15 protein-coding genes are annotated in these 20,435 nt (G+C 65.8%); 4 read left to right on the forward strand and 11 right to left on the reverse strand.

The features are described 5' to 3' along the window. Positions 1-272 precede the first annotated feature (272 nt). On the reverse strand, positions 273-1,814 hold the full coding sequence (locus QFZ94_RS12340; RefSeq protein WP_429457163.1) for a methyl-accepting chemotaxis protein: 1,542 nt from the start codon (positions 1,812-1,814) through the stop codon (positions 273-275). A gap of 550 nt (positions 1,815-2,364) precedes the next feature. Between QFZ94_RS12340 and aepX the strand changes: the two genes are divergently transcribed. Genes aepX through QFZ94_RS12355 form a run of 3 tightly spaced genes read left to right on the forward strand, consistent with a single transcriptional unit; the run spans position 2,365 to position 6,343 of the window. Further along, entirely contained in the window at positions 2,365-4,092 is a 1,728-nt protein-coding gene (aepX, locus tag QFZ94_RS12345) for a phosphoenolpyruvate mutase (RefSeq protein WP_429457165.1), read from the forward strand. Next, positions 4,089-5,252, forward strand: coding sequence for a phosphonopyruvate decarboxylase (gene aepY / locus QFZ94_RS12350; protein WP_429457167.1), 1,164 nt, complete (start codon positions 4,089-4,091; stop codon positions 5,250-5,252). Before aepX ends, aepY begins: the two co-directional genes overlap by 4 nt. A 23-nt stretch (positions 5,253-5,275) precedes the next feature. Beyond that, a complete protein-coding gene (locus QFZ94_RS12355; RefSeq protein WP_410850292.1) occupies positions 5,276-6,343 on the forward strand; it encodes a 2-aminoethylphosphonate aminotransferase in 1,068 nt (355 codons plus the stop codon). 22 nt (positions 6,344-6,365) lie between these two features. On the opposite strand, the gene QFZ94_RS12360 is transcribed toward QFZ94_RS12355, so the two are convergent. Further along, positions 6,366-6,518: a hypothetical protein gene (locus QFZ94_RS12360; protein WP_008921009.1), complete on the reverse strand. Its 153-nt coding sequence runs from the start codon at positions 6,516-6,518 to the stop codon at positions 6,366-6,368. A gap of 127 nt (positions 6,519-6,645) precedes the next feature. After that, positions 6,646-7,353 carry a PIG-L deacetylase family protein gene (locus QFZ94_RS12365; protein WP_368584670.1) on the reverse strand — a complete coding sequence of 236 codons (708 nt, stop codon included), beginning with the start codon at positions 7,351-7,353 and terminating at the stop codon, positions 6,646-6,648. Between the two features lie 389 nt (positions 7,354-7,742). On the opposite strand from QFZ94_RS12365, the gene QFZ94_RS12370 reads away from it, so the two are divergent. Next, positions 7,743-9,386 carry a fatty acid--CoA ligase gene (locus tag QFZ94_RS12370; RefSeq protein ID WP_429457170.1) on the forward strand — a complete coding sequence of 548 codons (1,644 nt, stop codon included), beginning with the start codon at positions 7,743-7,745 and terminating at the stop codon, positions 9,384-9,386. Positions 9,387-9,437: 51 nt separating this feature from the next. On the opposite strand, the gene QFZ94_RS12375 is transcribed toward QFZ94_RS12370, so the two are convergent. From QFZ94_RS12375 to QFZ94_RS12410, 8 genes are all read right to left on the reverse strand, one after another. Next, positions 9,438-12,188, reverse strand: coding sequence for a LuxR C-terminal-related transcriptional regulator (locus QFZ94_RS12375; protein WP_429457172.1), 2,751 nt, complete (start codon positions 12,186-12,188; stop codon positions 9,438-9,440). 370 nt (positions 12,189-12,558) lie between these two features. Next, on the reverse strand, positions 12,559-13,326 hold the full coding sequence (locus tag QFZ94_RS12380; protein ID WP_410850295.1) for a class II aldolase/adducin family protein: 768 nt from the start codon (positions 13,324-13,326) through the stop codon (positions 12,559-12,561). A 107-nt stretch (positions 13,327-13,433) separates the two neighbouring features. Continuing rightward, a complete protein-coding gene (locus QFZ94_RS12385; protein WP_410850296.1) occupies positions 13,434-14,021 on the reverse strand; it encodes a nucleotidyltransferase family protein in 588 nt (195 codons plus the stop codon). A 124-nt stretch (positions 14,022-14,145) separates the two neighbouring features. Next, entirely contained in the window at positions 14,146-16,359 is a 2,214-nt protein-coding gene (locus tag QFZ94_RS12390; protein WP_429457174.1) for a xanthine dehydrogenase family protein molybdopterin-binding subunit, read from the reverse strand. Further along, positions 16,356-17,357, reverse strand: a complete 1,002-nt coding sequence (locus QFZ94_RS12395; protein ID WP_429457176.1) for an FAD binding domain-containing protein — start codon at positions 17,355-17,357, stop codon at positions 16,356-16,358. Before QFZ94_RS12395 ends, QFZ94_RS12390 begins: the two co-directional genes overlap by 4 nt. An 11-nt stretch (positions 17,358-17,368) precedes the next feature. Next, positions 17,369-18,085: a 2Fe-2S iron-sulfur cluster-binding protein gene (locus QFZ94_RS12400; protein WP_429457178.1), complete on the reverse strand. Its 717-nt coding sequence runs from the start codon at positions 18,083-18,085 to the stop codon at positions 17,369-17,371. Positions 18,086-18,360: 275 nt separating this feature from the next. Next, positions 18,361-18,870: an NADH-quinone oxidoreductase subunit B family protein gene (locus tag QFZ94_RS12405; RefSeq protein WP_429457180.1), complete on the reverse strand. Its 510-nt coding sequence runs from the start codon at positions 18,868-18,870 to the stop codon at positions 18,361-18,363. Then, positions 18,870-20,432, reverse strand: a complete 1,563-nt coding sequence (locus QFZ94_RS12410) for an NADH-quinone oxidoreductase subunit C (RefSeq protein ID WP_410850300.1) — start codon at positions 20,430-20,432, stop codon at positions 18,870-18,872. Before QFZ94_RS12410 ends, QFZ94_RS12405 begins: the two co-directional genes overlap by 1 nt. Positions 20,433-20,435 lie beyond the last annotated feature (3 nt).

Genomic DNA, 20,435 nt, shown 5'->3' on the forward strand with positions numbered 1-20,435 from the left:
CACGAGGCCTGGCGGCAAGGACTGTCGCTGGGCCGAGTGTAAACAAAACGTAATTTAAATGCGAGGCATGTGAAAGAAGCGGCGTTTGGCTTCGAGCAACCGCGAGCCGAGCCGAAGCTCAAAAAACGAACAGCCGCGCGGACTTGCAAAATCCGCGCGGCTGATTCGTTCGATTGATGCGTCGACTCCGACGCGGCGTGTTGATGAGGCGCTCCCCGCCTGTGGAGCGCCTTCTTTTTATGCGCGCCCGTCGCGGGCGCGGCGCGGGAGCGTCAAGCCGGCAACGCGAAACTCGCAATCGCGTCGCGCAACACGCCGACCTGGTCTTTCAGCGAATGCGCGGCGGCCGCGGCCTCTTCGACCAGTGCCGCGTTCTGCTGCGTGACCTGGTCCATCTCGCCGACCGCGCGATTGACCTGCTCGATGCCCGCGCTCTGCTCGCGCGACGCGTGGCTGATTTCTTCGAGAATTTCGTTGACGCGCCGCACCGACTGCACGATCTCGCCCATCGTCGCGCCCGCGTTCGCGACCAGCGACGCGCCTGTCTCGACGGTATCGGTCGAAGTTTCGATCAGTGCCTTGATCTCCTTGGCGGCCGTCGCCGAGCGCTGCGCGAGGCTGCGCACTTCGGCCGCGACCACCGCGAAGCCGCGGCCCTGTTCGCCGGCGCGGGCCGCTTCCACGGCCGCGTTCAGCGCGAGGATATTGGTCTGGAACGCAATGCCGTCGATCACGCCGATGATGTCGCCGATCTGCCGCGAGCTCGCGGTAATCTCGCCCATCGTGCGCACCACGTCGTCGACGACGCGGCTGCCGCGCGTCGCGACGTTCGCGGCGTCGCTCGCGAGTTGCGCGGCCTGGCTTGCGCTGTCCGCGTTCTGCTTCACGTTGACCGTCATCTGATCCATGCTCGACGCGGTTTGCACGAGCGCGGCCGCCTGCTCCTCGGTGCGCTGCGACAGGTCGGTGTTGCCCGCGGCGATTTCGTTCGCGCCGACGTTGATGTTCTCGGTGCCCTGGCGCACGCGCGAGACCGTGTCGACGAGTCCCGCCTGCATCGTGCGCAGCGCATGCAGCAGGCTGCCGTTGTCGTGCGGCGCGATCGGCACCGGCGTCGCGAGGTTGCCTTGCGCCATCAGCCGCGCATGCTTGACCGCCACTTCGAGTTCGCCGCCGAGCGAGCGGCGGATGCTGCGCAGCACGACCAGCATCACAGCCGTGGAGAGCGCGCCGAGTGCGACCGTGATCGCGAGCCAGCGCAGCAGATTGCGGTAGAACGCGCTTTGCACGTCGTCCATATACATGCCGGTCACGAGGTACCAGTCCCATGGCGCGAAGTGCATCGAGTAGCTGGTCTTCGCGACCGGCTGTTCGCTGCCCGGTTTGGCCCACAGATAGTCGACGAAGCCGCCGCCGTCGTGATTGCCCGCGTTGACGATATCGACAAACAGATGATTGCCGGCCGGATCGGTGAACTGCGCGAGGTTCTTGCCGATCAGTTCGGGCTTGAACGGATGCATCAGCATGACCGGCTGCGAGTCGTTGATCGACAGGTAGCCGTCCTTGCCGTAGCGCATCGCGCCGAGCGTCGCCAGCGCCTGTTTTTTCGCGTCGTCCTCGGACAGCGCATGCTGCTGCGCGAGCGTGTAGTAATGGGCGGTGACGTGGTTCGCCTCTTCGATCAGCGAGCGCAATTGCTCGCGTCGGTCCGAGATCATCGACGCGCGGTTCTGCCACGCGCCGAACGCGCCGATCAGGATCAGGCCAACCCACAGCACGGCGATCATCGACGTCAGTTTTCGGTTCAGAGTCATAGCGAGGGAAATGTACGTTGTTGCCAGTAGGTCTAGTGGTTTGCGGTCGGATGCCGCTCGCTGTGTTAACGGCGGGAAATCTTGTTGGTCGAGGCAGGGGAAACCCGCTGTCTTACATCGCTATTCATCTGATTAATAAGCGGATTTATTGGTTTTTTAGCGGCGCCTGCGCGCGCCTAATTCGAAAAAGACATTTGCGCAATATTCGGGAATTTGAATTAACCGGCGATTTTTCGATAAGGCACAGCGATTGAAAAATGCGCACGAAAATCGACGTAAAAACGGCCGCCACGAGGTGCCGGATAAGCTGTGGAGCCAAATCCAGCAGGGTTCGCATCAACATTCCACAAAACGCCAATCAAATGCAGGAATCCCATTAAATGACGGCGCATGCAAAAAACGACACATTTTTCCACTTAAGCGCAACCACGAAAAACCGCTCAGACATTCAAAAGACTCGCGATAAAAAATTCCGCTATAGTCGCCCTTTTCCGATTGCCAGCCGGGCATAGAAGAACGTCAATCAGCCCGCCACCAGGAGTCCCGAAGAATGAATGCACGCGAACCCGCTTTCGTTTCCCAGTCCCGCAGCGCGCGCCTGCGCCAGATGCTCGTCAGCAGTGAACTCGAATTCATGATGGAGGCGCACAACGGCCTGTCCGCGCGCATCGTTCGCGAAGCCGGGTTCAAGGCGATCTGGGGCTCGGGTCTCGCGATCTCCGCGCAGTTCGGCGTGCGCGACAACAACGAGGCGAGCTGGACCCAGGTGGTCGATACGCTCGAATTCATGGCCGACGCGAGCGATCTGCCGATCCTGCTCGACGGCGACACCGGCTACGGTAACTTCAACAACGTGCGCCGCCTCGTGCGCAAGCTCGAACAGCGCGGCATCGCCGGCGTATGCATCGAGGACAAGCAGTTTCCGAAGACCAACAGCTTCATCAATGGCGAGGCGCAGCCGCTTGCCGATATCGACGAATTCTGCGGCAAGATCAAGGCCGGCAAGGACTCGCAGAACGACGAGCATTTCTCGATCGTCGCGCGCGTCGAGGCGCTGATCGCGGGCTGGGGCATGGACGAAGCGCTGCGCCGCGCGGAAGCGTATCGAAGGGCCGGCGCCGATGCGATCCTGATTCACAGCAAGCTGTCGCGCCCCGACGAGATCCTCGAATTCGCGCGCGAATGGGCCGGCCGCGCGCCGCTCGTGATCGTGCCGACCAAGTACTACAGCACGCCCACTGAAGTGTTCCGCGAAGCGGGCATCAGCACCGTGATCTGGGCGAACCATCTGATCCGCGCGGCGACGTCGGCGATGCAGGCCGTCGCGAAGGAAATCCATGCGAGCGAGACGCTCGTCAACGTCGAGGACAGCATCGCCGCGGTCAACGAAATCTTCCGTCTGCAGGACGCCGACGAATATTCGGAGGCCGAAGACCGCTATCTGTCGGGCGGCCGCGCGGCCGGCTCGGCCGTCGTGCTCGCCGCGAGCCGCGGCAAGGGCCTCGAAGCGGTGACCGGGGAGCGTCCGAAGGTGATGCTGCCGATCGCCGGCAAACCGCTGCTGCGCTGGCTCGTCGATGCGTTCAAGAAGCAGGGCGTCAACGACATCACCGTGGTCGGCGGCTATCGCGCCGACGCGATCGATACCGCGGGCATCCGCCTCGTCGTCAACGAGCAGCACGCGCAGACCGGCGAGCTCGCGTCGCTCGCATGCGCACTCGATAAACTGACCGGCGATACCGTCATTTCGTACGGCGACCTGCTGTTTCGCAGCTACATCCTGCGCGATCTCGTCGAAAGCGAGGCCGCCTTCAGCGTGGTCGTCGATTCGTCGCTGACCGATACGGAGAACGCGAGCGTGCGCGATTTCGCGTGGTGCTCGGCCGCCGACGACCGCGGTCTGTTCGGCAACAAGGTCGTGCTGCGGCATGTCGCGAGCGGGCGGGAGCAGTCGTCGTCGGCGAGTGCCGCGCAGGTGCCGCACGGCCGCTGGGTGGGTCTGCTGAATGTGCGCGGCGCGGGCCTTGAACGCCTGCAAGCGGTGATGCGCGAGTTGCAGACGCGCGGCGATTTCGCGTCGCTCGACATGCCCGCGCTGCTGAACGCACTGATCGAAGCGGGCGAGTCGATCGAGGTGCAATACGTGCACGGCCACTGGCGCGGCGTCAACGATCTCGACGATTTCCGCCGCGCGGGCGACTTCGCGCACGCGCAGGCGCCGTTCGCGACGGCCGTCGGCGGCGCAACGGCGAACGATGCACACGGAGGCGCGCAATGATCGAAGCAGCACAGTTCGTCGAGGCGGCGCGCGAGCGCGGTATCGACTGGTATGCGGGCGTGCCGTGCTCGTATCTGACGCCGTTCATCAACTACGTGCTGCAGGACGAATCGCTGCACTACGTGTCGGCGGCCAACGAGGGCGACGCGGTCGCGCTGATCGCGGGCGTCACGCTCGGCGCGAAGAACGGCCGGCGCGGCATCACGATGATGCAGAACTCCGGGCTCGGCAACGCGGTCAGCCCGCTGACGTCGCTGACGTGGACTTTCCGTCTGCCGCAACTGCTGATCGTCACGTGGCGCGGCCAGCCCGGCGTTGCCGACGAGCCGCAGCACGCGCTGATGGGCCCGATCACGCCGGCGATGCTCGACACGATGGAAATTCCGTGGGAGACGTTCCCGACCGAGGCGGACGCGATCGGCCCGGCGCTCGATCGCGCGATCGCGCACATGGACGCCACCGGCCGTCCGTACGCGCTCGTGATGCAGAAGGGCAGCGTCGCGACGTATGAACTGAAAGACGGCGGCGCGCCCGCGCGGCGCACGCCGGTCGAGCCGCGCGCTCAGTTCCGCGGTGTCGCCGCGAACGAACTCGCAACGCGCCACGACGCGCTGCAAAAGGTCATCGCGCATACGCCGCTCGACTCAACGGTGGTGCTCGCGTCGACCGGTTTTTGCGGCCGCGAACTCTACGCGATCGACGATCGCGCGAACCAGTTGTACATGGTCGGCTCGATGGGCTGCGTGACCCCGTTCGCGCTCGGCCTCGCGCTCGCGCGCCCCGACCTGCGCGTGGTCGCGCTCGACGGCGACGGCGCCGCGCTGATGCGCATGGGCGTCTTCGCGACCCTCGGCGCGTACGGACCGTCGAACCTCACGCACGTGCTGCTCGATAACGGCGCGCACGATTCGACCGGCGGCCAGGCGACGGTGTCGTCGCAGGTGTCGTTCGCTGGTGTCGCGGCCGCATGCGGTTACGCGTCGGCGGTCGAGAGCGACGATCCGGCCGTCATCGACGAGCTGTTCGCGGCGCCGCCGCTCGACGGCCCTCGCTTCGCGCGCCTGACGATCCGCCGCGGCACGCCCGACGGCCTGCCGCGCCCGACCATTACGCCGCCCGATGTGAAGACGCGCCTGATGCGCCACATCGGCGCGATCTGAACCCGTACCAAATAGGAGCGCCCATGCTGCTGCTCAATCCCGGCCCGGTGACGCTCACCGAACGTGTCCGCAACAGCCTGTTGCAGACGGATCTGTGCCATCGCGAGAGCGAATTCTTCGATTTGCAGGAAGAGGCGCGCACGCGTCTCGTCGACGTGTACGGGCTCGACCCGAACGAATGGCAGGCAGTGCTGATGACCGGTTCCGGCACGGCCGCCGTCGAAAGCATGACGGCCGCGCTGGTGCCGCAGAACGGCAAGCTGCTGGTCGTCGAGAACGGCGTGTATGGCGAGCGCATCGCGCAGATCGCCGCGCAATACGGCATCGCGCACGAAGCGCTGAAGCACGACTGGATGGCCGCGCCCGATCTCGCGAAGATCGCCGAACGTCTCGACGCCGACAAGTCGTTCACGCACGTCGCGGTGATTCATCATGAAACGACCACGGGCCGTCTGAACGACATCGCGGCGCTCGGCGCGTTGTGCCGCGAGCGCGGCCTGCGTTTGCTGGTGGACGGTGTCAGCAGCTTCGGCGCCGAAGCGATCGATTTCGCGGACGCGAGCCTCGACGCGCTCGCGGCGACCGCCAACAAGTGCCTGCATGGCGTGCCGGGCGCGTCGTTCGTGCTGGTGCGTCGTGCGGCGCTCGCACGCGCGGCGAGCCGCACGTACTACCTCGATCTTGCGCGGCTCGCGCGTTTGCAGGATCAGCGCAACACGCCGTTTACGCCTTCGGTGCACGCGTATTACGCGCTGGTCGAGGCGCTGCGCGAGCTCGCCGACGAAGGCGGCTGGCGCGCGCGTCATGCGCGCTATGCGGCGCTTGCCGAGCAGGTGCGCGCGGGGCTGGCCGCGCGCGGCATCGGCAGTGTGTTGCCGGCCGGGGAGTCGTCGGTGGTGTTGCGCGCGTACCGCTTGCCCAACGGTATCGCGTATCCGCAACTGCACGACGCGCTGAAGGCGCGCGGCTTCGTGATCTATGCGGGGCAGGGCGGGCTGTCGGCGGAGCTGTTCCGCATCTCGACGATGGGCAACATCCACGCGGCCGATATCGACCGCCTGCTGCAGGGCTTCAGCGACTTGGCAGGCTGACGCTGCGTCGAGCGCGGCTCGCTTATACCGGGTCTTTGTCCGGCGGCCCGTCGGGCCGCTGCGGCTCCTCGACATGATGCCCCGGCGACGGCGGCACCAGCGGGTCGGCTTCCGGGTCGCGGTTCGGATCGGCGTTCGGGTCGGGAATCGGGCTGGTATGCATGTCGTAGCTCATTGCGTCACCCTTGTGGTTGAAATGCGCGGGTCCGGCGTGGGCGGTTGTTACCGCCGATGCCCGCCGCCGCGTCGGTTATCTGTCTTCAAGCGTAGGCGCTCGCCGCGCTTCCTGCTCGCTCCTTTTGCTATTTTCTCGGGCGCTTGCGGCCAACGCTGAGCTGCCAGTAGCGCTCGGTCGCGAACACGTCTTCGTAATTGCCGGGGCCGAACGCCCGCAACTGGCTCGCGTACGCGTTGACCGCTTCGCGTTTCAGATGCGCGCGGCGCTGCACGTCGATCGTGTGGCCCGCGCTCGGCGTCGCCGGCGTCGCGACGATGCCGCGCTGCGCGAGATCGGCGAGCCGCGCCTGCACCGCGCCCGGTGTGAGCCGGTGAATCGCTTCCTCGTAACCGAACCAGTCCAGATGCGTGAGGCGCGGCAGGATTTCGCAGCACGCTTCGAATACCCGCGCATGATCCTCGTGATGCAGGCCGAGCGGCATCAGCAGCGTGTTGGCGGTCGTGCGGTAAATCGTTTCCTCCAGCGCCGCCGCCATCTGGCTGATCGACGGCGAGTCGGCGTACTGGCTGTCGCGAAACGGCATGCGCAGCGGAATCGCGTCGAGCACTTCGAGCGCGCGGTTGTCTTCGACCGTGCGTTCGCGGACCGCTTCATGAGCGTTCGCGAAGCCCGCTTTCTGGTCCCACTCGGTATGCATGTCGTGTTCGGGCGGCGCGGCGAACACGGTGCAGACGGCGGCGTCGGGATGGGCTGCGAGCAATGCGCCGCAACTGAACACGGCGTCGTCGAAATGGGGCGAGACGATGAAAAGGCGTGGAGTGGTTTCGCTCATGGGCTTGCGTCTGGGGGTTCGAGGCGGGGCGGATGAGGCGTCGAGGCCATCGGTCGTCATGGCGCCGCACGTAAAAAAACGTGGCGTCACCTCAGCTTAGGCGTAATCGGCGCGGCTTGCGCGCGAAACTTGCAGCGCGCAAATCGCGTGCCTGAAAGTTCGCGGACGAAGGTCTCAATCGGTCCATCCAGCGACGGTCGCGGCTTTTCGGCTCGTCGTGCGTCGCTGTCGTGGCCTTTGGAGCGCACGTGTTTTGTGTAGTTCGCGAATTCTCCGAACACTGTCCTCCCGCCTCCCCCGTTCAGGGGATTGTTCCCCCGCGCGGCCGCGCCGATCATTGGCCCATTCGGGAAGGCCATCCATCCAGTTCAGGACTCAAGGAGACTCAGATGCGCGACAACGCCACGGCCGACGCGCCCTCGGCCTACGCCTATCCATTGCTGATCAAGCAGTTGCTGCACACGCCGTTCGTTCAGGCGCCGGACCAACAGATCGTGTATCGCGGACAGCTTCGCATGACCTATACGACGCTGCGCGAGCGCATCGCGCGGCTCGCCAATGGACTGTCGCGGCTCGGCGCGCGGCACGGCAGCACGGTCGCGGTGATGGACTGGGACAGTCATCGTTACCTCGAATGCTATTTCGCGGTGCCTATGATGGGCGCGGTGCTGCAGACGGTCAACGTGCGCCTGTCGCCGGAGGAGATCGCTTACACGATCAACCATGCCGGCGCGGAGATCCTGTTCGTCCACAGCGATTTTCTGCCGCTCGTCGAAGCGATCAGGGGACAGCTCGAAACGGTGCGCACCTTCGTCTGGATCGACGAGGAAGGCAGCGAAGTCGCTACCCATACGATTCCGTTCTCGGCGGAATACGAAGCGATGCTCGAAGAAAGTTCGGATCACTATGAGTTCCCCGACTTCGACGAGAACACGCGTGCGACGACCTTTTACACGACTGGCACGACCGGCTTGCCCAAGGGCGTCTACTTTTCGCATCGGCAGCTGGTGCTGCACACGATCACCGGCATGGCGGCGTTGGCGAGCCCCGAATCCGGGCAGCGCTTTCACCGCGGCGATGTCTACATGCCGCTCACGCCGATGTTTCACGTGCACGCCTGGGGCATGCCCTACATCGCCACCGTGCTCGGCGTGAAGCAGGTCTACCCGGGCCGCTACCTGCCGGACCGGCTCGTGAAGCTGGTGCGCGACGAAGGCGTGACGTTCTCGCACTGCGTGAGCACGATCCTGCACATGATGCTCGGCTGTGAACAGGCGCGCTCCGTCGACTTCAGCAAGTGGAAGATCGTGATCGGCGGCGGTGCGCTCACGCACGGACTCGTGCGTGCCGCGCTCGAGCGCGGCATCGACATCTTTGCCGGCTACGGCATGTCCGAAACGTGTCCGTTGCTGAGTCTCGCGCAACTGCCGCCGGGTGCCGAGGCGCTCGACGCGGAACAGCAGTTGCGCCTGCGCTGCACGACCGGGCGGCCGGTTCCGCTCGTCGATCTGCGCATCGTCGATCAAGGCATGGAGGAGGCGGCTCACGACGGCAGCGCGTACGGAGAAATCGTCGTGCGCGCGCCGTGGCTCACGCAAGGCTATCTGAACAACCCCGAAGCGTCGGTGCAGCTATGGAGCGGCGGCTACCTGCACACGCAGGACATCGCGACGATCAGCCCGATCGGCAGCATCCAGATCACCGACCGACTGAAGGACGTGATCAAGTCGGGCGGCGAATGGATTTCATCGCTGGAAATCGAGAGCCTGATTTCGCTGTACCCGGGCGTATCGGAAGTGGCGGTCATCGGCATCAGCGACGAGAAATGGGGCGAGCGGCCGGTCGCGCTGGTGGTGCTCAGCGAAGGCGCCGCGGTCAGCGAGGACGACATCAAGCGTCACGTGCTGACGTTCAGTGAGTCGGGACGAATCTCGAAGTATGCGGTGCCGCAGATCGTCAGGTTCGTCGACGCGCTCGAAAAGACCAGCGTCGGCAAGCTGAACAAGAAGTGGTTGCGCGCGCAATTCGCCTGATGGATCGCAACGCTTCAAAAGCCTTGGCGCAATGGCTGGCGCGATAGCGCCTCATTGGCCGTTGCGCAACAGTCCCAGCGCTTGCGCGCGCGACACCGCATGCGCGCGCTTGTCGACCGCGAGTTTCACGAAAATACTTTTCACGTGCGATTTGACGGTCTCGGGCGCAATGCCGAGACTGCGCGCGATTTCCTTATTCGACTGCCCCTGCGCGATCAGCCCGACGATTTCGCTTTCGCGCGCGCTCAGCGCTTCGCGTTCGGCGTCGCGCTGCGCTTGGCTGCGGGGCTGATAAAGAGCACGCCAGCCGTCCCAAAGACGGTCAATGTAATGCGCCGCGTCCTTCGTTCGCACGGGGTTCCCCGCGACGCTGCGGCTGTCGTCGCGCATCGCCTGCAGCAGCGAACCGATGCCGGCGCCCTGGTCGAGAATCGACTGATAAATGCCGGCCGGCGCGGCGACTTCGACGACCTCGCCGAACGCCTCGATCGCCTCGCTCAACCGGCCCGCGCTCATCCACGCGAGCGCGAGCGTGGTGCGCAAGCGCAATGCCAGGTAGTCGCCGTGACGGCTCTCCGCGCTGCGCCGTGCCGCGTTCAGATGGTCGACGGCCTCGCTCGTGCGGCCCCGCGCCATCGCCAGGCAGCCCGCGGCGAGTGCGCGATAGTTGTCGATTTCCGCCGACACCGGTGTCGACGATTGCGGGTCGCGTGCCGCGAGTCCGTCGAGTTGATGAACACATGCGGCGGCTTCGGTCATTCTTCCTTCGGCGAGATGCAGCCGAGTGCGTTCGACGAACCCCGCGGCGACCAGACGCCGCCAGCCTCGCCGATGGCCAAGGTCTTGCGCGTGCTCGAGCAGCGCATAGGCGTGCGCGGTGTTCGCGCGCGCCATCGCGATCCGGATCAGCACTCGATACGCGATCAGCACGCTATCGAGCAGCACGGCCGCATCGACGATCGGCATCAGATCGAGCAGCAGCGCTTCGGCTTCGTCGAGGCGGCCCTGCTCGTAGCGGATCTGCGCGAGCATCGGCGCGCACAGCGCGGCGGAGATCGACTGCGGGCCGGAGTAACGCTCGGCCAGATGCATCGACCTGGTGAAATACCGCTCGGCCAGCACGAAGTGCATCCGCTGCATTTCCGCGTGGCCGAGCAGGCACAGCCGGTATGTGGAGGAGAACACGTTGCGCTGGTCGTCCTCGATCGAATCGGGAATCCACGGGGTCGCATACAGCGCTTCGAGGCGGCCCGCCTTCCAGTGCGCGAAACGGATCACGTTGGACAGGACGTTGGCGGTCCACGCGTCGGCCGCTGGATGATCGAGGCAGGCCTGCGCGAGCGACAGCGCGCGTTGCGGATCGTCCTGCAACGCCGCGAGCACCGCTCGGATCGCTTCGCACTCCCAGCGCATGCGCGTGGTCTTGGGGTCTTTGTCGATTGCGGTTTCGCGTTCGAGCGCATCGAGCATCGTCAGCGCGTCGTCGAAGCGCAGTGCCAGCGCCATGCCCCACGTGATCGCGAGCCTGACCTGCAACTGCCCGCGCATCAGGTGCGCGGGGAACTGGCGCTGCCAGCCGAGCAGCGTCAGCAGATCGCCTTTCGTGACGAGCGACATCGCGCAGCGACCCATCAGCGCGATCGCGTCGTCGGTTGCCCCTGCCGCGATCGCGTGGCGCACCGCGTCCGTCCATTGCTGCTGTTGCGCGTACCACCGACAAGCGCGGCGATGCACGTCGGCGACTTCTTTACCGTACCGGGTTTCGAGCCGCTGGCACAGGTAGTCGCGCATCAGATGGTGATAGCGGAACGCGCGTCCCTCGATGTCCAGCGGTTGCAGCAGAAGCTGACGCGCGACGATCGCCTCCAGCATGTGCTGGCTGTCCTCGACGCCCGTCACCGCCGCGCACAGCGATGCACTAAGCCGGTCGAGTATCGACGTGCGCAACATGAAGTCGACCATGTCCGCCGGCAGATGCTTGAGCATGTCTTCGAGGTAGGCGGCGAACGGCCGCGACGCGCCCGATGGCATATCAGCTTCCGCACCGGGGGGACGTTGCTCGCGGGCCAGCACCGAGGCCGAAATGCGCAGCGCCGCGGCCCAGCCCTCGGTGCTCGCGAACAACGACTTGACGGTGGACGGACCCAGGCCCGGACATTCATGTTCGATGAAGCGCTGCGTCTCGTCGAAGCTGAAGCGTAGCGCCGCCGAGTCGATTTCGAGCAGTTCGTTGCTGGCCCGCAAGCGCGCGAGCGGCAGCGTGGAATCGTTCCGCGTGCAGACCACTAGGTGCACCCGCGACGGCATGTGCTCGATGAAGAACGCAACGGCATCGTGAATGACGGGCAGGCCGATCAGGTGATAGTCGTCGATAAACAGATAGACCTCGTCATCGACTTCGACGAGTTCGTTGATCAGCGTTGCGACGATCGATTGCGCGGGCACGAGGGACGCCTCGGCCGTCAGGCCGATCGCCGACGCGCCGACATTGCCGCACGCGTGTCGCAAGGCCTGCGCGAGATAGTGCAGGAAGCGGGCGGGCTCGTCGTCCTCGGGGTCGAGCGACAGCCACGCCACGTGAGCGCCGGTGGCGCGCAGCCGCTCGAGCCACACGAGTGCGAGCGACGTCTTGCCGAAGCCCGCGGGCGCCTTGATCACGATGAGCCGTTTGTTTTCGGCCTGGGCCGTCAGAGCGACGAGCCGCGGCCGCTCGATCAAGCCGGATGGCAAGCGCGGCGGCACGAGTTTCGTGGTCAGAAGCAGGGAGGGTTTGCCTCGCGATGTCACGTCGATCGTTTGCATTGGTGGTTACGCAGGCCGGGGGCAACCCTGACGATCCCCCACAGCGCTACACCGAGTCACTACGGATTCCATCGCGAAGATCGATCTGCAGCCCCGGATAACGGTTCGGGAACCTCGTTCGATGATACGCCAACGGCCTCGCCGGAGGACACGCGTTTGCCGAGCCGTCGCAATCCTGGAATGAAAGAGTCAACCGTCGATAAAAGGGCCCGGGAAGAACGGTGCAAGCGCCGCCAGCATCTTGAGCAAGGGCGAGGTGATCGGGCTCCTGGCAAAACACCCGAGAGCACCAGGCCCTTCAGCCCTCCGGCTGCCGCGTCGCAACCGCGATCGAGGAAACCGCGTGGTACGAATCGCCAACCAACACCCTCTAGTCCGCAAAGCCGGGGTTACGGCGCTCGAGCCGACGCAGCAGCCCCGGCCAGACGAGCGCGCCTGGCGTCGCGCCCCGCGTCACAAGCTTGATCTGCTCCTTGATGTTGTCGAGAATCGGCGGCGCGATAGGGAGAAGCTTGCCGCCGCCCGCCTGCGCGCGGACCTGAATCATGCAGGCCGCTTCGAAGAAATACATCGCGACGAACGCATCCGCCGGCGTCCGGCCGACCGTCAGCAAGCCGTGATTGCGCAACATCAGATTCGTGTTGTGCCCGAGGTCCTGAACGAGGCGCGGTTTTTCCGCTTCGTTGAGCGCGATGCCCTCATAGTCGTGATAGCCGAGCGACGCGAGCACACCCAGCGACTGCTGCGACAGCGGCAACAAGCCTTCCGCCTGAGCCGATACGGCCACGCCGTTGATCGAGTGCGTGTGCATCACGCAAAGCGCATCTTCGCGTGCCGCATGTATGGCGCTATGGATCGTGAAGCCGGCCGGATTGATCTCGTACGGCGATTCGCTGACCTTGCGGCCGTCGAGGTCGATCTTGACCAGTGATGACGCGGTGATCTCATCGAACATCATGCCGTAGGGGTTGATCAGGAAATGATGCTCGGGGCCCGGCACGCGCGCCGAGATGTGGGTAAACACCAGATCGTCCCAGCCGAACAGCGCGGTGAGACGGTAGGCGGCCGCGAGATCGACGCGTGCTTCCCACTCGGCCGGGGAGACGTCGTTCTTCAGACTGATGGCGGATGAGCTCACGTCGATACTCCTCGTTTGACGATACGAGTCCATATGATGTACTCGAAGCCGCCGAAAATCTGTCAGATACGCGACAGGTCGCGTCCCGGCAACGCAGAGGTTAGCCGCTAAAGCGTGCGCAAATCGTCCGGCGTATCGACGTCGCGCAGAATGCCGGGATCGTCGACGTCGATGCGTGTCAGCGTTCGTGACTTGAGCAGCGCTTTCGCGCCGGTGTCGCCGTCCAGCGCGAGCAGCGCGTCGCGGTGCTCGCTGCCGAAGCCGACCGGATGGCCGCGCTGGCCGTCGTAGAACGGTGCGACGAGCGGCGCGCCGTTGTCGAGCGCGCGGGCTACCGCTTCGATCGTCGGAATTGCGATGCGCGGCATGTCGGCGAGCGCGACGATCCACCCTTCGGCGTCGTCGCTCGCTTCGATGCCGGCGGCGAGGCTCGCGCCCATGCCGCGCTCGGCGCTAGCCGCGAACACAACATCGCAGCCGGCATCGTTCAGCACGCGGGCGAGCGCGTCGGAGCCCGGCCGCACCACGGCGAGCACCCGCGTGACGACCTGCAGCAGCCGATGCGCGGCTTCATGCGCGACCAGCGTGCCATCGGGCATACGTGCGAGCAGTTTGTTGTGCAGCCCGCGCGGATCGAAGCGCGAGCCGTAACCGGCGGCGAGCAACACGCCAGTGGCGAGCGAGGCATAGGCCATCGGCGGATACCGGTAGAGAGGAATGCGCAGATTGTGCGATGCAACGGGGCGGGAGGCAAGCGCGGCAACGCAAGCCCGCCGCTCCCGCTTTCGCTGTTGCTCATTTTCCGGCGCTGCCGCCGGTTCAGGTCCGCGCCACCTTGTCCAGCGTGATCGGCAGATCGCGCACCCGCACGCCGGTCGCGTTGTACACCGCGTTCGCGATCGCGGCCACCACGGCCGTGATGCCGATCTCGCCGATACCGCGCACGCCGAGCGAGTTGATGTACGGATCGGGCCGGTCGATGAACGCAATGTCGATCGTGCCGATATCGGCGTTCACCGGCACGTGATACTCGGCGAGGTTCGCGTTGGTGAAGCGTCCGAAGCGCTCATCGAGCGTGCTTTCTTCCTGCATCGCCGCGCCGATGCCCCATACGATGCCGCCCATCATCTGGCTGCGCGCGGTCTTCTGATTCAGCACGCGGCCGACGTCGTACACCGCGACCACGCGCGGCACGCGGATCGTGCCCAACTCCGCATCGACGTGGACTTCGACGAACACCGCGCCGAACGAGTGGAACGAGTACTTCTGCTTCTCGTCGCCGGGCTTCACGGTCGCGGTCGCCTCGATCGGCTTGCCGCCCGCGCGCGCGATGATCGCCGCGGCCGGATCACGCTTGTTTGGTTGCGAGCGGCTCACGACCCAGCCGCTTTCGACGGTGACGTCGTCGAGCGGCAAGCCATGCACGGGCGAAGCCGTATCGGCGAGCGCCAGCGCGATCAGCTGGCTGCGCGCCTCGCTCGCCGCGTCGCGCACGGCGGGCGACACGCTGGCCGCCGACTGCGAGCCGCCCGACACCGGCGCGCGCGGCAGCGACGAATCCCCGAGCGCGAAGTGGATCTGCTCGGGCGTGAAGCCGAGCGCGTCGGCGGCGACCTGGGTCATCACCGTGTAGGTGCCGGTGCCGATGTCCTGCGTGCCCGAGGCGACCACCGCGGTGCCGTCCGGCAGAATCTGCGCGAGCGCCGACGCCTCGCTGCGGTTGGCCGGATAGGTCGCGGTCGCCATGCCCATGCCGATCAGCGTGTTGCCGTTGCGCATCGAACGTGGCGTTTGCGAGCGGCGCGACCAGCCGAACTTCTCGGCGCCGATCTGATAGCACTCGCGCAGCGACTTGCCCGACCACGGCTTGTGCTCCTGCGGATCGCTTTCCGCGTAGTTTTTCAGGCGCAGCGCGAGCGGGTCCATCTTCAGCGCAACGGCGAGTTCGTCCATCGCCGATTCGAGCGCGAACGAACCGGTGGTCTCGCCCGGCGCGCGCATGAAGGTCGGCGTGCCGACATTGAGCTGCACGAGCCGGTGCGTCGTCACCTGGTTGGGCACCGCGTACAGCATGCGCGTGACCATGCAGCAGGTCTCGGTCCAGTCTTCGATCATCGACGTGTTCGAGATGCTGTCGTGGCGCATCGCGGTCAGCGTGCCGTCATGCCGCGCGGCGATCACGAAGTGCTGTTCGGTGCGCGGCCGCGCGCCGACCGGGCCGAACATCTGCGGCCGTTCGAGCACGAGCCGCACGGGCCGCCCGGTTTGCCGCGCGGCCATCGCGCACAGCGACACGTGCGACCACGACGAGCCCTTGCAGCCGAAGCCGCCGCCGATCAGCGGCGAAATCACGCGCACGTCGGACACGGGGATCGCGAACGTCTTCGCGAGCACCTGCGCGGCGCCGCTCACGCCCTGGGTCGAGTCGTAGACCGTCAACTGCGGGCCGTCCCAGTGCGCCATCGTCGCGTGCGGCTCCATCGGGTTGTGATGCTCGATCGGCGTCGTGTAGGTGGCCTCGATATGCACGTCGCCGCTTTGCATGCCGTCTTCGAAGCTGCCGCGCTGCGTGTCGGTTTGCCGGCCTTGCGGCTTGTCCGGCGCATGCGCGTGCGGCTTCGCCTGCTCGAAGTCGAGCGCCGCGGCGCCCGGCTGATAGACGATGCGCAGCTGGCGCGCGGCATCGGTCGCATGTTCGAGCGTATCGGCGACGACCACCGCGACCGGCTCGTTGCTGTAGTGCACCTGGTTGTCTTGCAGAAGCGACAGGTGCCGGCCGGCCGGCGGCGAGAGCGCGGGCTTGCCGCCGTTCGGCAGACGCGGCGCGTTCTGGTAGGTCATCACGAGCAGCACGCCGGGCACGGTTTCGGCGCGGCTCGCATCGATCGACGAAATCGTGCCGGCCGGGATCGTGCTCGTCACGAGCACCCCATGCGCGAGGCGCGCCCCGGGGAATTCGGCTGCGTAACGCGCGTCGCCGGTCACCTTCAGCAGTCCGTCGACGCGATCGAGCGGTTGTCCGATCAGATTCATGCGACACCTCCCGCATTGCCGGCGGCCTGGTTGACCGCGCGCACAATCGCGCGCTGCGCGAGCTGGACCTTGAAGGCGTTGTCGTGACGCGGCTGCGCGCCGCTCAACGCGGCCGCGGCGGCGTCCTTCAGCGTGGCCTGGTTGAGCGGCTGGCCGCTCAGCATGTGTTCGGCCACGTTCGCGCGCCACGGTTTGTGCGCAACGCCGCCGAGCGCGATGCGCGCGCTCTGCACGCGCTCGCCGTCCATCTGCAACGCGGCCGCGACCGATACGAGCGCGAATGCATAGCTCGCGCGGTCACGCACCTTCAGATAGTGCGAATGCGCGCTGAACAACGGCGGCGGCAGATCGACCGCGGTGATCAGCTCGCCGGGCTGCAACGTGGTATCGACGTCGGGCCGGTCGCCCGGCAGCCGATGGAAGTCGGCGAACGCGATCGTGTGTTCGCCGCTGGGGCCGTTCACGCGCACCAGCGCATCGAGCGCGGCCAGCGCGACGCTCATGTCCGAAGGGTTGACCGCGATGCATTGCGGGCTCGCGCCGAGGATCGCGTGCGCGCGGTTATGGCCGTCGAGCGCGGCGCAGCCGCTGCCGGGGATGCGCTTGTTGCAATGCGTAAAAGCGGTGTCGTAGAAGTAGCCGCAGCGGGTGCGTTGCAGCAGATTGCCGCCGACCGTCGCCATGTTGCGCAACTGCGGCGACGCGCCCGCGAGCAGCGCTTGCGACAGCAGCGGGTACTGCTCGCGCACCAGCGCGTGATTGGCCGCGTCGCTATTGCGCACCAGCGCGCCGATGCGGATACCGCCGCCGGGCAGCGTCGTCACCGAGTCGAGGCCGCCGATGTGCGTGATATCGATGAGCCGCACCGGCCGCGCGATGCCGCCCTTCATCAGATCGAGCAGATTCGTGCCGCCGCCGATGAACACCGCGCCGGGCTGTTGCGCGGCGCGCACCGCGCTGGCGACGTCGCCGGCGCGTTCGTAGGAGATCGCATCCATGTCGCTCTCCGTCAGGCGTGCTCGTGCGCGGCGCGCACCGCGGCGACGATGTTCACGTACGCGCCGCAGCGGCAGATGTTGCCGCTCATGCGCTCGCGGATTTCGTCGTCGGTGAGCGCGGCGGGACGCGCGCGCACGTCGGCGGTCACGGTGCTCGCCGTGCCGTTGCGGAATTCGCCGAGCAGGGCGGTCGCCGAGCACAACTGCCCGGGCGTACAGTAGCCGCACTGGAACGCATCGTGTTCGATGAACGCGGCCTGCACTGGACTCAACGTGCCGTTGTTCGCGAGTCCTTCGACGGTCGTGATGTTCTCGCCTTCATGCATCACCGCGAGTGTCAGGCACGAGTTGATGCGGCGGCCGTCGACGAGCACCGTGCAGGCGCCGCATTGACCACGGTCGCAGCCTTTCTTCGTGCCCATCAGACCGGCGTATTCGCGCAATGCATCGAGCAGCGTCACGCGCGGTTCGAGTTGCAGCGCGTACGCGCGGCCGTTGACGGTCAATGTGACGGAGCGCGGCGGCACGACGGGGTTGCTTTGCGGCGCGGGTCCGGTGGGTGCCTGCGCTTGCGCGCGCAGTTGCGGCGCCGCGCCGATCGTCGCGGCGGCCGCCGCCGATTGCAGGAAGCGGCGGCGGGACGGTTGGGAAGGTGTGGTGGTTTGCTCGGCAGTCGACTCTGAAGCGGGGGTGTCCCCGCAATGCTGACATTCTGTAGGCGTGGTCATGACGATCTGTTGACTCCATTGAAAGGTCAATGCAGGCTGACGACGCGTCGATGTCCAACGCATCGCGTTGACACAAAACCATTGAGCAGCAATTTAAGTGCCGTTGCAGGCGCAGCTACAACGGTATTAAAAACGCGCTGCAAGCGCAAAGCCGATCTGCGCAATAAAGGCAGGCCAATATGCGCAATGACCACGGGGGAACCCGGCTGGAATCGCGCAAACACGTGCGAAATTGCACGTTTTGCGCTTGGAAAAAAGCGAAAAGGACCCGCGGTTCAACGCGCCCGGCAGGCTGTGCGGATGCCTCGCAGCAAATCGATCGGCGGCGGCGGACAGCCGGGGATCGTCACGTCGACCGGCAAGATCGACGAAACGGGGCCGCACACCGCGTAACTATTGGCAAATATGCCGCCCGTGCATGCGCATTCGCCGGCGGCAACGACGAGTTTCGGAGCGGGTGTCGCGTCGTACGCGGCGAGCAGGGCCGCGCGCATATTCAGCGTCACCGGCCCGGTCACGAGCAGCAAGTCCGCATGCCGCGGACTCGCGACGAATTTGATGCCGAGCCCTTCGAGGTTGTAGTACGGGTTGTTCAGCGCGTGGATCTCCAGCTCGCAACCATTGCATGAACCCGCATCGATCTGCCGGATGCACAGCGCCCGCCCGAGCAGACCGAGTATGTCCTCGCGAATGCGTCGCTCCTCGTGAAGCCATGCGTCTTCCGCCGCCGGCGCGGGTTCGTCGGGGAAATCGGTGCGCGCGAATTGCCGGATCAGTTGCCACATCAGAGGTCGTGCCCCGCGTAGTTCAGGTTGAACGACTTGTTGATCAGCGGGAAATCGGGAACGATGTTGCCGATGATCGCGTGTTCGAGCGCCGGCCAGTTCTGCCATGACGGATCGTGGCAATGGCATCGGCCGATGACGTCGCCCGGGGCGAGATCCAGTGCGACGAATACGTCCCCTCGCCAGCCTTCCACCCAGCCTATGCCTTGCGCGTCCGCCGTTGCAGGCGCCATCGCGACGACCGTGGGACCGTCATCAGGAAGATTGGCCAGCAGCTCGCGGATCAGGCGCAGGGATTCATCGATTTCGGCGAAGCGCACGGCCACGCGCGCCGCAACGTCGCCGCGCGCATCAGTCACCGCATTGACCGCTACGTCGTCATACGGAGCGGCGCGCAAGTTCGCGCGAACGTCGAAGGTCCGACCGCTGGCGCGAGCGGCCATGCCACGCACGCCGAAATGCTCGACGACAGCGGGCGTCAATCGGCCCGTGCCGAGGAATCGATCCTGCAGCCCGGACTGGTCCTCGTAGACTTTTCGCATCACATGAACCTCGCGTTCGATGCGTTCGCATTGCTCCGTCAGCACCGCCGCGTGGTCGGCGCGAACGTCGACCGATACACCGCCCGGTACGATCCGGTCCATCAGGTATCGATGTCCGAACAGACGGGCGTTCGTCCGTATCCAGTCCTCCTTGAGCCGCGAGAATTGCGCGAGTGCGAAGCCGAACCCGGCGTCGTTGCCCAGCGCGCCGAGGTCGCCGAGGTGGTTGGCCACGCGCTCGCGTTCTAGCAGAAGCGCACGCAGATATAGTGCGCGCTTCGACAGCTGCGTGCCGCTGGCTTGCTCGAGCGCCATGCAAAAGGCCCACGAGAACGCGACGGTCGAGTCGCCCGCAATTCTGGCGGCAACCCGATGACCCTGCGATCCAGGAGTCCGTTCAAACAGCCGCTCGACGCCGCGATGCACATAGCCGAGACGTTCTTCGAGGCGCAGCACCTTCTCGCCGACGACCGAGAAGCGGAAATGCCCCGGCTCGATGGTGCCGGCATGAATCGGCCCGACAGCGATCTCGTGTACGCCATCGCCCGCAACCTGCACGAACGGGTAGTCCGCCTCGCTCGACTCGAAGGCTTCGACACCGGTCGCCTGCCTTTGCAGCGGGAAATAGTCGTCGGGCCAGTTGCCGTGATTGAGCCACGGGCGCGTGTCCGGGGCGCCACGCGCGCGCAGGCCGATCAGATCGAAGATCGCCCGTTGCATGCGAGTCGCACAAGGGAAAACGGTGGCGAGATCGGGATAGTCTCCACCGGCACTCTGCTGACGCCCGATCGGCAGGCGCACCCACACGATGCCGTCATCGCATTCATACGCGGCGTTCACCGAGAATCCGTCTTCGACTGCTTCACTGCCCCACATTGCAACGAGGCGCCGCTGCTCCGATCGCGCGGTGCGCGCAAGCTCGAGCCACGCTGATTCATCGGCGCTCACCACTGCTGCGGGAATCTGGCCCGCACGATGTGTGAGGCAGGTGGCGGCAAGCTGTATCGATTCGAGTCGCATCGT

Origin of the sequence: Paraburkholderia sp. JPY465 (genome assembly GCF_050436725.1) — a bacterium.
Lineage (GTDB): Bacteria > Pseudomonadota > Gammaproteobacteria > Burkholderiales > Burkholderiaceae > Paraburkholderia > Paraburkholderia youngii.

Bases quoted from the DNA above. Each gene is read 5' to 3' on its own strand.
- QFZ94_RS12340 (WP_429457163.1), bottom strand. From the start codon at position 1,814: ATGACTCTGAACCGAAAACTGACGTCGATGATCGCCGTGCTGTGGGTT.
- aepX (WP_429457165.1), top strand. From the start codon at position 2,365: ATGAATGCACGCGAACCCGCTTTCGTTTCCCAGTCCCGCAGCGCGCGC.
- aepY (WP_429457167.1), top strand. From the start codon at position 4,089: ATGATCGAAGCAGCACAGTTCGTCGAGGCGGCGCGCGAGCGCGGTATC.
- QFZ94_RS12355 (WP_410850292.1), top strand. From the start codon at position 5,276: ATGCTGCTGCTCAATCCCGGCCCGGTGACGCTCACCGAACGTGTCCGC.
- QFZ94_RS12360 (WP_008921009.1), bottom strand. From the start codon at position 6,518: ATGAGCTACGACATGCATACCAGCCCGATTCCCGACCCGAACGCCGAT.
- QFZ94_RS12365 (WP_368584670.1), bottom strand. From the start codon at position 7,353: ATGAGCGAAACCACTCCACGCCTTTTCATCGTCTCGCCCCATTTCGAC.
- QFZ94_RS12370 (WP_429457170.1), top strand. From the start codon at position 7,743: ATGCGCGACAACGCCACGGCCGACGCGCCCTCGGCCTACGCCTATCCA.
- QFZ94_RS12375 (WP_429457172.1), bottom strand. From the start codon at position 12,188: ATGCAAACGATCGACGTGACATCGCGAGGCAAACCCTCCCTGCTTCTG.
- QFZ94_RS12385 (WP_410850296.1), bottom strand. From the start codon at position 14,021: ATGGCCTATGCCTCGCTCGCCACTGGCGTGTTGCTCGCCGCCGGTTAC.
- QFZ94_RS12390 (WP_429457174.1), bottom strand. From the start codon at position 16,359: ATGAATCTGATCGGACAACCGCTCGATCGCGTCGACGGACTGCTGAAG.
- QFZ94_RS12395 (WP_429457176.1), bottom strand. From the start codon at position 17,357: ATGGATGCGATCTCCTACGAACGCGCCGGCGACGTCGCCAGCGCGGTG.
- QFZ94_RS12400 (WP_429457178.1), bottom strand. From the start codon at position 18,085: ATGACCACGCCTACAGAATGTCAGCATTGCGGGGACACCCCCGCTTCA.
- QFZ94_RS12405 (WP_429457180.1), bottom strand. From the start codon at position 18,870: ATGTGGCAACTGATCCGGCAATTCGCGCGCACCGATTTCCCCGACGAA.
- QFZ94_RS12410 (WP_410850300.1), bottom strand. From the start codon at position 20,432: ATGCGACTCGAATCGATACAGCTTGCCGCCACCTGCCTCACACATCGT.